Here is a 15,581-nt window from a genome sequence, read left to right on the forward strand (position 1 = left end):
GAGGTCGTGCAGGTGCCAGGCGGCGTCGGCTTTGGGGGCGAGGACGCGGTCGAGGCGGTCGGTGGTCATGGTGGTGAGGGGGCCGTCGTCGAGGATGCCGGCGAAGTGGAGGACGGCGGTGAGGGGGTGCTCGGCGGGGACGGTGGCGAGCAGCGCGGCCAGCGCCGCACGATCGGACACGTCGGCGGCGGCCACCGTCACCTGGGCTCCGAGCGCGGTCAGTTCCTCGGTGAGGCTCTGTGCTCCCGGGGCGTCGGGGCCGCTGCGGCTGACCAGCAGCAGGTGGCGAACGCCGTGGGCGGTGACTAGGTGGCGGGCGGCGACGGCCCCGAGACCGCCCGTGCCGCCGGTCACCAGGACCGTTCCGGCCGGGTCCGGCGCCGGAACGGGCTCACCCGTCGCGGTCGACGCCACCAGTCGGGGTGCGGTCACGGTTCCGTGGTGGAGGGCGAGTTCGGGTTCGTCGGTGGTGAGGGCCTGGTGGAGGGCGGTGTGGCTTTCGGGGGTGTCGTCGAGGTCGGCGAGGACGAGGCGGCCGGGCTGTTCGGCCTGGGCGGCGCGGACGAGTCCCCAGACGGGGGCGAGTGCGAGGTCGGGGGTGTCGGTGGCGACGGCGCTCCGGGTGGTGAGGACCAGGCGGGTGTTGGCGGTCCGCTCGTCGGCGAGCCAGCGCTGGAGGAGGTCCAGGGTGTGGTGGGCGGTGGCGCGCACGGCCTGGGGCAGGTCGCCGGGAGCGGCCTGGATCCGGGCGAGGACCACGTCCGGCAGCGCCCCGGTGGTGTCCAGAGCGGCCCAGGCGTCGAGGTCACCGACCGTGAGGTTCGGGTCGGCGGCGGGCAGGGCGAGTTCGGTCCAGTCGACGGTGAGCAGTGAGCCGGCGGCGCTGGTGGTGGTGGCGGTGAGCTGTTCGGGGGAGACGGGTCGCAGGTCGAGGGCGTCGACGGTCAGGACGGGGAAGCCGGTGGCGTCGGCGACGTGGAGGGCGACGGTGGTGCCGGTGGTGCCGGTGACGCGGACCCGCAGGGTGGTGGCGCCCGCGGAGTGCAGGGCGACGCCGTTCCAGGAGAACGGCAGCAGGGTCTCCTGGAGTCCGCCGTCGCGTCCCAGGCTGATGGTGTGCAGGACGGCGTCCAGCAGGGCGGGGTGGAGGCCGAAGCGGCTCGCGTCGGTGTGGGCGTGCTCGGGCAGTTCGACCTCGGCGTGGACGGTGTCGCCCGAACGCCAGGCGGCGCGCACGCCCTGGAAGGTGGGGCCGTAGTCCAGGCCCAGCGCGGCGAGGTGGTCGTACATGCCCTCGACCGGGACGGGCGCGGCACCGGCGGGCGGCCACACGGTCAGCTCGGTGCCCAGCGCGGCCGCCGGGGCCAGCAGGCCCTCGGCGTGCAGGGTCCAGGGCTGGTCGCTGTCCTCCGGACGGGAGTGGATGGTGACCGGCCGCAACCCGGCCTCGTCGGGGGCGCCGACGGCGACCTGCAGTTGGACCGCCTCGTCCTGGGGGAGCAGGAGCGGTGCCTGGAGGGTGAGTTCGTGCAGGTGGGGCGTGGTGGTGCGGAGGGCGGCCTGGAGCGAGAGCTCGATGAAGGCGGTGCCGGGCAGGATCACCGTGCCGTGTACGGCGTGGTCGGCCAGCCAGGCGTGGGTGGCGAGCGAGAGGCGGCCGGACAGGACCAGTTGGTCGGTGCTGGCCAGTTCGGTGACGGCGCCGAGCAGCGGGTGCTCCACAGTGCTCAGGCCCGCGGTGGCCAGGTTGGCGCCGGGCGCCTGGGTCTGGATCCAGTAGTGCTGGTGGTCGAACGCGTAGGTCGGCAGCTCGACCTGGCCGGCCTGCTCGGGGAGCAGGGTGCTCCAGTCCACCGGGGCGCCGCTCGCCCACAGACCGCCGACGGCGGTGAGCAGGGAGGCGACCTCGGGGCGGGTGCGGCGGGTGAGGGCGACGGCGGTGAGGTTGGTGTCCTCGGTGAGGGTCTGGCGGGTCATGGCGGTGAGGACGGCGTCGGGGCCGACCTCGACGAAGGCGGTGATGCCGGTTGCGGCGGCGGCGGTGATGCCGTCGGTGAAGCGCACCGCGTCGCGGACGTGCTGGACCCAGTACTCGGGGTCGGTGAGCTGTCCGGCTTGGGCGAGGGTGCCGGTGACGTTGGAGACCATCGGAATGGTCGGCTCGCTGTAGCCGATCTGCTGGGCGATCTCGCGGAACTCGGCGAGCATCGGGTCCATCAGCGGGGAGTGGAAGGCGTGGCTGACGCGCAGGCGCTGGGTCTTGTGGCCGTCGGCGGCGAGCTGCTCGGCGATGGCGGTGACGGTGTCGTCGTCACCCGAGATGACCGTGGCGTTCGGCCCGTTGAGCGCCGCGATCGACGCCTTCTCCCTGTGCCCGGCGAGGAGCGGCAGGACGTCGGCCTCGGCGGCCTGGACGGCGATCATGGCGCCGCCGGTCGGAAGCGCCTGCATCAGCCGGCCGCGGGCGGCGACCAGCTTCGCCGCGTCGGCGAGGTCGAACACCCCGGCGACGTGGGCGGCGGCGATCTCGCCGATCGAGTGGCCGACCAGGATCTCCGGGCGGACGCCGAAGGACTCCAGCAGGCGGTAGGCGGCGACCTCGAAGGCGAACAGGGCGGGCTGGGTGTAGCCCGTCTGGTCCAACTCCTCCGACTCGAAGCACAGTTCGCGCAGCGAGCGGCCGAGGTGCCGGTCCAGCTCCGCGCAGGCCGCGTCGAAGGCCTCCGCGAAGACCGGGAAGCGCTCGTACAACTCCCGGCCCATGCCGGTGCGCTGGGCACCCTGACCGGTGAACAGCGCAGCCACCCTCGGCGCGCTCTGCGCGACCCCGGTCGGGACCTCGCTCTCGGCCAGCCCCAGCAGCCCGGCGAGCAGTTCCTCGCGGTCCGCACCGACGACGACGGCGCGGTGCTCGAAGAGCGCCCGGCCGGTGAGGGCCTTCGCGACGGCGGCGAGGCCGAGTTCGTCCTGCTGGTCGGTGTACTCGGCGAGGCGCTCGGCCTGTCCGCGCAGCGCCTCCTGGCTCGCGGCGGAGAGGACCCAGGCGGTCGGGCCCGCGGCCTCCGCCGGGGCGGCCTCGGCGGCCGCGCTCTCGCCCTGCTCGATGATGACGTGGGCGTTGGTGCCGCTGATCCCGAAGGAGGAGACGCCGGCCCGGCGCGGGCGGTCCTCCGCCTGCGGCCAGTCGCGCTGCTCGGTCAGCAGGCGCACCGCGCCGGAGGACCAGTCGACGTGGTGGGTGGGCTCCTCGACGTTCAGGCTCTGTGGCAGGACGCCGTGCTGCATCGCCATGACCATCTTGATGACGCCGCCGACACCCGCCGCCGCCTGGGCGTGGCCGATGTTGGACTTCAACGAGCCCAGCCAGAGCGGTTCCTGGCGGTCCTTGCCGTAGGTGGCGAGCAGTGCCCGCGCCTCGATCGGGTCCCCGAGGGAGGTGCCGGTGCCGTGCGCCTCGACGGCGTCGACGTCGGCGGTGGTGAGCCCCGCCTGGGCCAGCGCCTGGCGGATCACCCGCTCCTGCGAGGGGCCGTTGGGGGCGGTCAGGCCGTTGCTGGCGCCGTCCTGGTTGACGGCGGAGCCGCGCATGACGGCGAGGATCCGGTGCCCGTTGGCCTGGGCCACGGAAAGCCGCTCCAGGACCAGGATGCCGACGCCCTCGGCCCAGGAGGTGCCGTCCGCGCTGGTGGAGAACGGCTTGCAGCGGCCGTCGGGCGCCAGCCCGCGCTGCCGGCTGAACTCCACGAACGACGAGGGCGTCGACATCACGGTCACGCCGCCGGCCAGCGCGAGGTCGCACTCGCCCTGCCGCAGCGCCTGCCCGGCGAGGTGCATGGCGACCAGGGAGGAGGAGCAGGCGGTGTCGATGGTGACGGCCGGCCCCTCCAGCCCGAGGGTGTAGGAGATCCGGCCGGAGGCGACGCTGCCGGTGCTGCCGATGCCGACCATGCCCTCCAGCTCGCCGGGGACGGCGGCGAGCGGCGGCAGGTAGTCGTGGAACATGAGTCCGGCGAAGACGCCGGTCCGGGAGCCGCGCAGCGAGCGCGGGTCGACCCCGGCGCGCTCGACCGCCTCCCAGGAGGTCTCCAGCAGCAGCCGCTGCTGGGGGTCGATCGCCAGCGCCTCACGCGGTGAGATCCCGAAGAACCCGGCGTCGAACAGCCCGGCCTCGTGTAGGAAGCCGGCCTCCCGGCAGTACGAGGTCCCGAGCTGCTCGGGGTCGTCGTCGAACAGGCCGTCGAGGTCCCAGCCGCGGTCCAGCGGGAAGGAGGAGATGCCCTCCCGGCCCTCGGCGACCAGCCGCCAGAGCTCCTCCGGCGAGGAGACCCCGCCGGGGAACCGGCAGGCCATGCCCACGATCGCGATCGGCTCCTGCTGGCGCTCCTCCATCTCCCGTACCCGACGGTTGACGTCCCGCAGCTCCGCCGTCGCCCGGCGGAGGTACTCCCGCAGACCGCTCTCGTTGTTCGACATCGCCAGTCCCCTAGCCCTTGCTCAGTTGTCCGGAGGTCAGAAGGTCTTGAGTTCGTTTTCGAGCGCCGCGAGGAGGTCGTCCTCGGACGCCTCGGTCAGCTCGGAGTCCGCTGTCGACCGCGCCAACTCGCGCAGTCGGCCGACGACTTCCTGGCGCAGTTCGTCGTCCGGGTCCAGCTGGGCCAGTGCCGCCTCGAAGCGGTCGAGGTCCGCCAGCAGCGGGTTGGGAGCCTCCGCCGGGGCCAGTTCGGTCCGGAGGTGGTCGGTCAGGGCGTGGGGGGTGGGGTAGTCGAAGACGAGCGTGGCCGGCAGCCGGAGCCCGGTCGCGCGGTTGAGCTGGTTGCGCAGTTCGAGGGCGGTCAGGGAGTCGAAGCCGAGGTCCTGGAAGAGCCGGTCGGGGTTGACCGCCTCGGGGCCGGTGAAACCCAGGACGGTGGCGGCCTGCCGGCGCACCACGTCCAGCAGGAGTTCCTGCTGGGCGGTGGCGTCCAGCCCGGTCAGGCGCTCGGCGAGTCCGCCGCCGGCGGGCTGTGCGGCGGCGGCCCGGCGGGTCTGGGTGGTGACCAGGCGGCGCAGCAGCGGGCGGACGGTGTCCTGCTGGCCGAGGGCCTTCAGGTCGAGGCGGGCGGGGACGAGGTGGTGGCGGTCGGTGCCGAGCGCGGTGTCGAAGGCGTTCAGGCCCTGGGGGTCGGAGAGCGGCAGGACGCCGGTGCTGCCGAGGCGCCGCAGGTTGGCGGCGCCGAGCTCCTCGGCCATGCCGCCGGCCGTCCACAGCCCGTAGGCGAGGGCGGTGGCGGGCAGGCCGGCCGCCCGGCGGTGGGCGGCGAGGGCGTCCAGGAAGGCGTTGGCGGCGCCGTAGTTGGCCTGTCCCGCGTTGCCCCAGGAGCCGGCCAGCGAGGAGAAGACCACGAACGCGGTGAGCGGGAGTTCGCGGGTGAGCTCGTGCAGGTGCCAGGCCGCGTCGGACTTCGGGCGGTAGACGCCGTCCAGGCTGTCGGTGGAGATGCTCTCCACCAGGCCGTCGTTCAGGACGCCGGCGGCGTGCACGACGGCGGTGAGCGGGTGTTCGGCGGGGACGGCGGCCAGCAGGGCGGCCAGCGCCTCGCGGTCGGCGACGTCGCACCCGGCGATGGTCACCTCGGCGCCCGACTCGGCGAGTTCGGCGCGCAGTTCGGCCGCGCCGGGGGCCTCGGCGCCGCGGCGGCTGACCAGCAGCAGGTGGCGGACGCCGTGGGCGGCGATCAGGTGGCGGGCGACGACTGCGCCCAGGCCCCCGGTGCCGCCGGTGATCAGGACGGTGCCCTCGGCGTCGAGCGCCGGGGCGGTGTCCGGCGCGGCCGCGGTCCGGACGAGTCGCGGAACGCTCACCGCACCGGTGCGGAAGGCGAGTTCGGGCTCGTCCCCGGCGATCGCGCGGGTCAGGGCGGTGAGGCTCTCGGGGGTGTCGTCGAGGTCGGCGAGGACGAGGCGGCCGGGGTGCTCGGCCTGGGCGGCGCGGACCAGGCCCCAGACCGGCGCGAGCGCCAGGTCGGGGGTGTCGGTGGCCGCGGCGCCCCGGGTGGCGATCACCAGCCGGGAGTCGGCGAGCTTCTCCTGGGCCAGGAAGCCCTGGACCAGCGCCAGCGCCCGGTAGGAGGCGTCGCGCATCCGGGCGGGGGCGTCGGCCCCGGCGTCCGCGGTGACCTCGGCCAGCACGTACGCCGGGAAGCCGTCGGAGAGCTCGTCCCAGTCGGTGTAACGCTCCGCGTGGGGCAGGGCGTCCAGGCCCGTGCCGAACACCGCCAGGTCGCCGGCCGCGTCCTCCGCGACGGTGACGCCCGACCACTCGACGCCGAACAGCACGTCGGAGGCCCGGCCGGCGGCCGCGAGCTGCTCGGCCGAGACCGGCCGCAGGCCGAGGGAGTCCACGGTGAGGACGGGGGCGCCGGTGGCGTCCGCGAGGTGCAGGGCGACCTCCTGGGCGCCCTTGGTGGTGATCCGCACCCGCAGGGCGGTGGCGGCGGAGGCGTGCAGGGCCACCTCGGACCAGCTGAACGGCAGCAGGGTCTCGGTGGCGTCGGCCGGCCGGCTCAGCAGGATCGAGTGCAGCGCGGCGTCGAGCAGGGCCGGGTGGACGCCGAACCGCTCGGCGTCGCCGCGGTACTCCTCGGGCAGCCCGACCTCGGCGTAGACCTCGTCGCCCGCGCGCCACAGGGCCCGCAGGCCCTGGAACGCCGGGCCGTAGTCGTAGCCGCGGTCGGCGAGCGTGCCGTACGCGTCGCCCAGCTCGACGGGCTCGGCGCCGTGCGGCGGCCAGGCCTGCGGGGCGGGGGCGGGCGCTGCGGCGTCCTCGGCGAGCTGGCCGGTGGCGTGCAGGGTCCAGCCGCCGTCCTCCGGGCGGGAGAACACGCTGACGGCCCTGGTGCCGTCCTCGGCGGGCTCCTCCACCACGACCTGGAGCCGGACGGCCTCGTCCTCGGTGAGTGCCAGCGGCGCCCGCAGGGTGAGCTCGCGCAGGTGCGGGGTGGTGGTGCGGTGGGCGGCCTGGAGGGCCAGCTCGATGAAGGCGGTGCCGGGCAGGATGGTCGTGCCGTGCACGGTGTGGTCGGCGAGCCAGGCGTGGGTGGCGAGCGACAGCCGGCCGGAGAGCACCAGCTGGTCCGCGGTGGCGACCTCGGTGGCGGCGCCGAGCAGCGGGTGCTCGACGATGCCGAGGCCGACGGTGGTGAGGTCGCCGGCGGGGGCCTGGCCCTGGATCCAGTAGTGCCGGTGCTCGAAGGCGTAGGTGGGGAGGTCGACCAGTGCGGCCTGCTCGGGCAGCAGCGGGCTCCAGTCGATCTTGACGCCGCGGGCCCAGAGGCCGCCGAGGGCGGTCACCAGGGTGCCCGGCTCGGCCTGCTTGCGTCGGGCGGCGGCGAACGCGCTGATGCGCTCGTCGTCGGCCAGGATCTGCCGGGCCATCGCGGTGAGGACGGCGTCGGGGCCGGTCTCGACCAGCACCCGGGCGCCGGCGGCGACGGCGGCGGTGATGCCGTCGGTGAAGCGGACGGCCTCGCGGACGTGCTGGACCCAGTACTCGGGGTCGGTGAGCTGTCCGGCCTCGGCGAGGGTGCCGGTGACGTTGGAGACCACCGGGATCGTGGGCTCGGCGTAGGAGAGCTGCTCGGCGACCTTGCGGAAGTCGGCGAGCATCGGGTCCATCAGCGGCGAGTGGAACGCGTGGCTGACCCGCAGGCGCTGGGTCTTGCGGCCTTCGGCGGCGAGCTTCTCGGCGATCACCGTGACGGCCTCGTCGTCGCCCGAGACCACGGTGGCGTCGGGGCCGTTGAGCGCCGCGATGGAGGCCTTGTCCTCGTGCCCCGCGAGCAGCGGGAGGACCTCGGCCTCGGTGGCCTGGACGGCGATCATGGCACCGCCGGTCGGCAGGGCCTGCATCAGCCGGCCGCGGGCCACCACGAGCTCGGCGGCGTCGGCGAGGCTGAAGACACCGGCGACGTGGGCGGCGGCGATCTCGCCGATCGAGTGGCCGACCAGGACGTCCGGGCGGACGCCGAAGGACTCCAGCAGGCGGTAGGCGGCGACCTCGAAGGCGAACAGGGCGGGCTGGGTGTAGCCCGTCTGGTCCAACTCCTCCGACTCGAAGCACAGTTCGCGCAGCGAGCGGCCGAGGTGCCGGTCCAGCTCGGCGCAGGCCGCGTCGAAGGCCTCGGCGAAGACCGGGAAGCGCTCGTGCAACTCCCGGCCCATGCCGGTGCGCTGGGCACCCTGACCGGTGAACAGCACGCCCACCTTGGACGACCCGACGGCGACGCCCTGCGCCAGCCCGGCGGCTGCGCCCTCCTCGGCCAACGCGGAGAGTCCGGCGAGGAGTTCGTCGCGGTCGGCGCCGACGACCACGGCCCGGTGTTCGAGGCCGGCCCGCGAGTGCAGCGTCTTCGCGGCCCCGCCGAGGCTCAGGCCCTCGGAGGAGGAGAGCAGTTCGCCCAGTCGGGCGGCCTGGGCGCGCAGCGCCGTCGCGGTCGCCGCGGACACCAGCCACGGCACCGGACCGGCCACCTCGACCGTGGCCGTCTCCTCGGCCGGCGCCTGCTCGATGATGACGTGCGCGTTGGTGCCGCTGATCCCGAAGGAGGACACGCCCGCCCGGCGCGGACGCTCGGCCTCGGCCGGCCACTCGCGGTTCTCGGTGATCAGCCGCACCGAGCCCGCCGACCAGTCGACGTAGGGGGTCGGCTCGGCCACGTGCAGGGTCTGCGGCAGGACGCCCTCCTGCATGGCCATGATCATCTTGATCACGCTGGCGACCCCGGCCGCCGCCTGGGTGTGCCCGATGTTGGACTTCAGCGAGCCCAGCCAGAGCGGCTTGTCGGCCTCGCGCTGGCGGCCGTAGGCGGCGATCAGGGCCTGCGCCTCGATCGGGTCGCCGAGCGAGGTGCCGGTGCCGTGCGCGTCCACCGCGTCGACGTCGGCGGCGGACAGCCCGGCCTGCTCCAGCGCCTGGCGGATCACCCGCTCCTGCGAGGGGCCGTTGGGGGCGGTCAGGCCGTTGCTGGCGCCGTCCTGGTTGATCGCCGAGCCGCGCAGCACGGCCAGCACCCGGTGGCCGTTGGCCCGGGCCACCGAGAGGCGCTCCAGCACCAGCACGCCGGCGCCCTCGCCCCAGGAGGTGCCGTCCGCGGTGGAGGAGAAGGACTTGCAGCGGCCGTCGGGCGCCAGCCCGCGCTGCCGGCTGAACTCCACGAACATCGCCGGGTTGGCCATCACGGCCGCGCCGCCGACCAGGGCGAGCTCGCACTCGCCGAGCCGCAGTGCCTGCGCGGCCTGGTGCATGGCGACCAGCGAGGAGGAGCAGGCGGTGTCCACGGTGACCGCCGGGCCCTCCAGGCCGAGCTCGTAGGAGACCCGGCCGGAGGCCACACTGGCCGCCTTGCCGGTGCTCGCCATGCCCTCCAGGTCGCCGGGGACGGCGCTCAGCGGCGTGGCGTAGTTGTGGGTCATCAGGCCGGTGAACACGCCCGTCCGGCTGCCGCGCAGCCCCGACGGGTCGAGCCCGGCCCGCTCCAGGGCCTCCCAGGACACCTCCAGCAGCAGCCGCTGCTGGGGGTCGACCACGACCGCCTCGCGCGGCGAGATGCCGAAGAAGCCCGCGTCGAACTGCCCGGCCTCGTAGAAGAACCCGCCACTGCGGCTGTAGCTGGTGCCGTAGTGGTCCGGGTCGTCGTGGAAGAGGTTGTCCAGGTCCCAGCCGCGGTCCTGCGGGAACTCCCCGATGACGTCCCGACCGTCGGCGACCAGCCGCCACAGGTCCTCGGGGGACTTCACCCCGCCGGGGAAGCGGCAGGCCATTCCCACGATCGCGATCGGCTCCCGGGTGGCCGAGGCCAACTGCCGGTTCTGCTCACGCAGCCGTTCGGTCTCCTTCAACGACGCGCGCAACGCATCGATCAGCTTGGTGTCGTTGGCAGCCATCTCTGCTACACGCTCCTCGCGTCACCGAGATCGGGGAAAGGTCGGGAAGAGTCCGCCGGGAAGGGCGGACGGAAAGCCGGAAAACCGGAAGAACGAAAGACAAAACACGGAAGACAAAAGGCGGAGGACAAAAGAAGCGGGGCTGTCCAGCCCGCCGTCCATGGGGTCACGGCGGGCTGGACAGCGTCCACGGCAGCGGCCGGTCAGCCCTGCCGCGCCTTGACCTGCTCCGCCAGCGCGCGTGGGGTCGGGTTGGCGAAGAGGTCCGCCAGCTTCAGCCGGACGCCGATCTGCCGGCTGATCTTCTGGATGAGCTGGGCTCCCAGCAGCGAGTGGCCGCCGCTGGTGAAGAAGTGCGAGTCGGCGTTGAGGCCGGGCACGTCGAGCAGTTCGCGCCACATGCCGGTCAGCTCGTCGACCACCGGGTCGCCGGTGGTGGCCACGACCGCGGCGCCGCCCTCCTGCTGGGCGCGGCGCTCCTCGGCCGTCCTGGTCAGCTCGGGGTAGTTCACCTTGTCGTTGCCCGTCATCGGGAAGGCGTCGACCACGACGAAGTCCTGCGGGACGGCGGCGCCCTGCAGCAGGGCGCGGCTGTGGCTCCACAGCTCCTCGACCACGCGCGGGTCCTCGGGCGCCACCACGAAGGCGACCAGGGCGCCGTCGGTGGTCGGGTCGCCGACCAGGACGACGGCGGCCGCGCCGACCTCGGCGTGCTCCAGCAGCACCGACTCGACCTCGCTGAGCTCGATCCGGTTGCCGCGCAGCTTGACCTGGCGGTCCATCCGGCCGAGCACCTCCAGCGTGCCGTCGGGCAGCCAGCGGGCGACGTCGCCGGTGCGGTAGTGGGTGCCGTACCGGGGGTGGTCGGCGAACCGCTCGGCGGTCAGCTCCGGGCGGTCGTGGTAGCCGATCCCCACGCCGGCCCCCGCGATGCACAACTCGCCGCGGAGGCCGACGGGGACTTCGCGGCCACGGGGGTCGGCCACGAAGATCTGGGTGTTGGCGATCGGGCCGCCGACGTGCAGCCGGCCCTCGTCCAGGTCCGCGATCCGGCCGGAGGCCGACCAGATGGTCGTCTCCGTCGGGCCGTAGACGTTGCGCAGCTCCCCGCCGGTGGCGAGCAGCTGCCGGGCCAGGGCGGGCGGCAGCGGCTCGCCGCCGGACAGCACCCGGCGGCCCTCCAGCCGGGCGCCGGCCTCCTGGACGACCAGCCGCCAGGTGGTCGGGGTGGCCTGGACGATGTCGATGGCGTGCTTCTCCAGCACCTCCAGCAGGCGTCCGCCGTCGACCCGCGCGTCGTCCGGGGCGACGACCACGCGGCCGCCGCAGGCCAGCGGGACGAGCAGCTCCAGGGCGGAGATGTCGAAGCTGAAGGTGGTCATCCAGAGCGCCGCCGTCCGCGCCGAGCAGTCCAGCTCGTCGACGAAGTGGGCGACCAGGTTGACCAGGTTCCGGTGGCTGATCTTCGTGCCCTTGGGACGGCCGGTGGAACCGGAGGTGTAGATCAGGTAGGCGCAGGACTGCGGGTCCACCGCGGGCACCGCGAAGCCGTCGGCCGCCGAGCCGTCGGCCGCCGCGCTCCCGGTCTCCGAGCCCTCGGTCTCCGAGCCCTCGGCTTCCGGCGCCTCGGGGGCGGTGAGGCGCAGAACCGTGCGGTCGCCCTCGGGGACCTCGACGTCCGGGTCCGCGAGGACGAACCGGGCCCGGGCGTCGTCCAGCTGGTAGACGATGCGCTGGCTCGGGTGGTCCGGGTCGAGCGGCAGGTAGACGCCCTCGGCCAGCCAGACGCCGAGCACCGCCGAGGCGAGCGCCGCGCTGCGCCGGGAGAGCAGTGCGACCACCGCGCCGGGCTCGGTGCCCGCCTCGCGCAGCCGCGCGGCGACGGCCTGCGCGGCCCGCCACAGCTCGCCGTAGCCGACCTCGCGGCCGGCCTCCTCGATCGCCACCGCGCCGGGGTCGGCCTGGGCCCGCTCGGCGACGGCCTGCAGCACCGACCCGTACGCCAGCGGGCGCTCGGTGGCGTTGGCGCCGTCGATCACCTCGTGGTCGCGGGCCGACCAGGCGGACAGCTCGCCCACCGCGCGGTCGGCGTCCTCGCCCACCGCGAGCAGCAGCGCCTCGTAGCGCTCGATCATCAGCGCGACGTCGTCGCGGTCGTATGCGTCCTGGTAGAACGCCGCCCGGATCTGGAGCGAGTCGCCCAGCTCGGTGACGAAGAACTCCAGGTCGAACTTGCTGTAGCCGTTCTCGACGGTCAGCAGCCGGGCCTTGCCGCCGCCGATGCCGAAGCGCGGGTCGCTCTGCGGCACGAAGTTGAAGACGTGCCGGAACAGCGAGTTGCGCCAGGAGGCGTCGACCCGCGGCACGATCTCCAGCAGCTCGTCCACCGGGAAGCCGGCGTGCCCGACGGAGTCCAGGAAGGTGCGCCGCAGACCGGTCACCAGCTCGCGGAAGGTCTTCTCCGGCTCGACCTGCTGACGCAGCGTCAGCACGTTGATGTGGTAGCCGACGGCCTTCTGCTGCTCCCGGCCGCGGACGCTGATCGGGGAGCCGACCGTGATGTCCGGCCCGGCGCCGTGCGCGGCGAGCAGCGCGTAGTAGGCGGCGAGCAGGATGACCACCTCGGGGGCGCGCAGCTCGCGCTGGAGCCGCTTGGCGACGGCCGCGGCCTGCGGGGAGAGCTTCCGGGTGACCCAGTCGCCGACCAGGGTGGTCTTGGCGGGCAGCGGCTTGTCGTTGCCCAGGTTCAGCCCGGAGACGTCCAGGCCGTCGACCTGCTTCTGCCAGAACTCCCGGCTGCGCTCGGACGGCTGGGGCTCCGTCCAGCGCGGCACCTCGGCGGTCAGCGCGTCGGGCACCGGGGTGCCGGCGTCGAAGGCGTCGTAGAGGGCGCAGAACTCCTCCACCACGATGCCGGTGGACATGCCGTCGTAGACGCTGTGGTGCAGCACCAGGCAGAAGACGTCGCCGGTGGCCGGCTCACCCTCCGACTGGTCGCCCACCGGGCGTCCGCCGCCGGGCAGTTCGACGTGCCGGGCGCGCAGCAGCGGGCTGCCGTCGGCCCGGAACGGGGTGCCGGTGAAGGCGGTCAGCTCGGCGAGCACGTCGGCCTCGGGCGCGGGCCGGACGGTCTCCAGCGGCACCTCGGCCCGGTCGGCCGGCACGGTCCACCGCTGGAGGCCGGAGCCGTCCGCCCCTTCGGCGCGGAAGACGGTACGGAGCACCTCGTGGCGGCGGACCAGGGAGTCCAGCGCCTGCCGCAGTGCCTCGCCGTTGAGCGGGCCTTCGGCCTGGAACGTGAAGGTCAGGTTGTTCACCCCGGCGCCGGGGACGAGGTCCTCCAGCAGCCAGAGGGACCGTTCTTTGCTCGTGGCGGGCAGGGTGTCGGCGGCTGCCCCGTGGGTGTGCTGCATCTCCGTGCTTCCGATCCTCTCGGGTGCCCCTACTTGGCGAGCAGTTCGTCGACGGCCTTGGCGACGTCGTCGTTGCGCAGCAGGTCGGCGTGGACGATGCCGGGGAAGACCAGCTCCTCGGCGACGTACTTGCCCTCGCGCCGCAGGATCTCGTTGCGGACCCGGCTGAGGCCGTTCTCCGCGCTGGAGGAGGAGACGGCGGTGGCCGCGGCCCAGAGCGGCAGCGGCTCGGCCTGGTCGGCGATCGCCAGGTAGGCCATGAAGGCGCCGAACATCTCGACCAGCTCCTCGACGAACTCCTCGCCGAGCCCGGTGCGCTCGCAGGCGATGGCGATCGCGTCGCGGAACCGCTCGACCAGGGCGCGGGCCAGCTCGGTCGGGTCCTGGATCTCCTCGAAGGCCAGCTTGCCGGCCTCGCGCAGGTCCTCGGCCTCCTCGGTGTTGAGGACCTGGCTCAGGCTCTCCACGACCATCGCGAACTGCCAGTACACGGTGCCGGTGTTGACCAGCTCGGGGTCGAACAGGACGACCTCGGGCGCCGGGTCCTGCCACTCGGCGATCCGCTCGGCGAGCAGGGCGGCGTGCACGCTGCCGACGCAGAAGCCCATCACGGCGCGGACGGTCAGGCCGCTGGCCTTCACCTCGTCCAGCCACGGCCGGATGTACTCCTGGCTGTCCACCCCGGTCAGCGGAGTGGGGGCGACGACGGTGCGCCAGAAGGCGTGGCCGCCGGTCAGCCGCGCGGCGAGTTCGGAGAAATCCGCCTGAAGGCGGCCGGTGGCCGGAAAGTCGACCGTGAGAATGACCTGGCCGGTCTCCCCCTCGGTGATTTTCGTCCAGCTGGTCGTCGGGTCGCTCATTGATTCCCCTTGGATGTAATCCCACGATCAGGCGGTCGCTAGCGAAGTTAGTCACCCCGGTTATCCGGCCACACCCCCTAAGGCCCCCTAAACGCGGAGGTGGGGGGTCCGGGGGAGGCCCGGGCACGGCGAAAAGGGGGCCCCGGTGTCCCGGGGCCCCCTGGGGTCGTGACGTGCGTTACGAACGGCGCGGAATCGGGATCACATAGCGGCTGAACACGAGGTCGCGCAGGACGTCGTCGCCGCCCTCGACGATCGAGACGTAGCGCATGTCCCGGAGCAGCTTGCCGATCGGGTGGTCGTTCGTGTAGCCGAGCCCGCCGAACATCTCCGAGCCGACGGTCGCGACGTCCCAGCCGGTCTGGCCGCAGAACATCTTGGCGGTCAGCGCCGACTTCAGCGTGCCCTGCTTGGCGAACGCGGTGGCCGGGTCCGGGCTCTCCATGATCGCGTCGTAGTCCCGCGCCGCCTGCCGGCACTGGCTCTTCATGACGTCGATCTGCATCTCCATCTGGCCCAGCTTGGCGGCGAACACCGGGCTGTCGACCAGGGTGGAGTCACGGAAGCGCTTGGTCTTGGCGTAGTCCATGCACAGGTCGCGGATCCGCCGGGCGGTGCCGAGCGCGGTGGTGGCGATCAGCGTGCGGCTGGCGTTGAGGCCGATCTCCAGCAGCCGCAGGCCGTTGCCGTTCAGCCGGTTCCCGGCCGGGACGCGGCAGTCCTCGAAGTGCACCTCGTAGGTGGCGGAGGAGCGCAGCCCGATGACGTCCCAGCGACGGACGATGCTCACCCCGGGGGTGTCCCGGGGCACCAGGACGGCCAGGTGGTCGCCCGGGTCCTCGGCGGAGACGGCGACGACCAGCAGGAAATCGGCGAATCCCGCGTTGGTGGAGAAGTACTTCTCGCCGTTCAGCACGAGTTCATCTCCGCTGCGGGCGGCGACCGTCTCGATGCGGCCGAGTTCGCTGCCCGCATTGCGCTCGCTGCCGAGCGTCGCGCAGTACGAGCCGCGCTCGGCCATCGACGCGAGATAGCGCTCCTTCAGCTCCTCCGACCCGTACAGCGAGACCATGCTCGTGCCGAGGATCGAAATGAACAGCGTGAACGCCGCACCCGCGTCGCCGTAGGCGAGTTCGTTGACGATATCGACGCTGTCGGACAGGGTCAGCCCCTGCCCGCCGCTCTCTTTCGGCAGCCACCAGTTGGTGAGCCCGGTCTCCCGGAACCGGTCGTACAGCGGAAGCGGGGCCTCGGCCAGGGAATCGAGCTCGGCGTGCCGGCCCTTCAGCTCCTGGGCGACAAAGCCGCGGACGGCCTTCTGGATTTCGGGCGCCACCAATTCACTTCTCCTTCTCTTCGGAGCCGGTCACTGCCGTGCCGGTCACTG

Annotated in this window: 5 protein-coding genes; all 5 read right to left on the bottom strand. The window is 73.5% G+C overall.

The features are described from left to right. Window positions 1–4,473: SDR family NAD(P)-dependent oxidoreductase (locus ACFVVX_RS18155; protein ID WP_387946585.1), on the bottom strand; the 4,473-nt coding region annotated here is incomplete at its 3' end. A 36-nt stretch (window positions 4,474–4,509) separates the two neighbouring features. Further along, the gene (locus ACFVVX_RS18160) at window positions 4,510–9,921 is read right to left on the bottom strand and encodes an SDR family NAD(P)-dependent oxidoreductase (RefSeq protein WP_387946587.1); all 5,412 of its coding nucleotides are present in this window, start codon (window positions 9,919–9,921) and stop codon (window positions 4,510–4,512) included. A gap of 203 nt (window positions 9,922–10,124) precedes the next feature. After that, window positions 10,125–13,334 carry an amino acid adenylation domain-containing protein gene (locus ACFVVX_RS18165; RefSeq protein WP_387946589.1) on the bottom strand — a complete coding sequence of 1,070 codons (3,210 nt, stop codon included), beginning with the start codon at window positions 13,332–13,334 and terminating at the stop codon, window positions 10,125–10,127. Between the two features lie 29 nt (window positions 13,335–13,363). Next, entirely contained in the window at window positions 13,364–14,194 is an 831-nt protein-coding gene (locus ACFVVX_RS18170; protein ID WP_387946591.1) for a hypothetical protein, read from the bottom strand. 178 nt (window positions 14,195–14,372) lie between these two features. Beyond that, a complete protein-coding gene (locus tag ACFVVX_RS18175; RefSeq protein WP_387946593.1) occupies window positions 14,373–15,530 on the bottom strand; it encodes an acyl-CoA dehydrogenase family protein in 1,158 nt (385 codons plus the stop codon). Between the last annotated feature and the right edge of the window lie 51 nt (window positions 15,531–15,581).

The organism is Kitasatospora sp. NPDC058170, assembly GCF_042883905.1.
Classification (GTDB): domain Bacteria; phylum Actinomycetota; class Actinomycetes; order Streptomycetales; family Streptomycetaceae; genus Kitasatospora.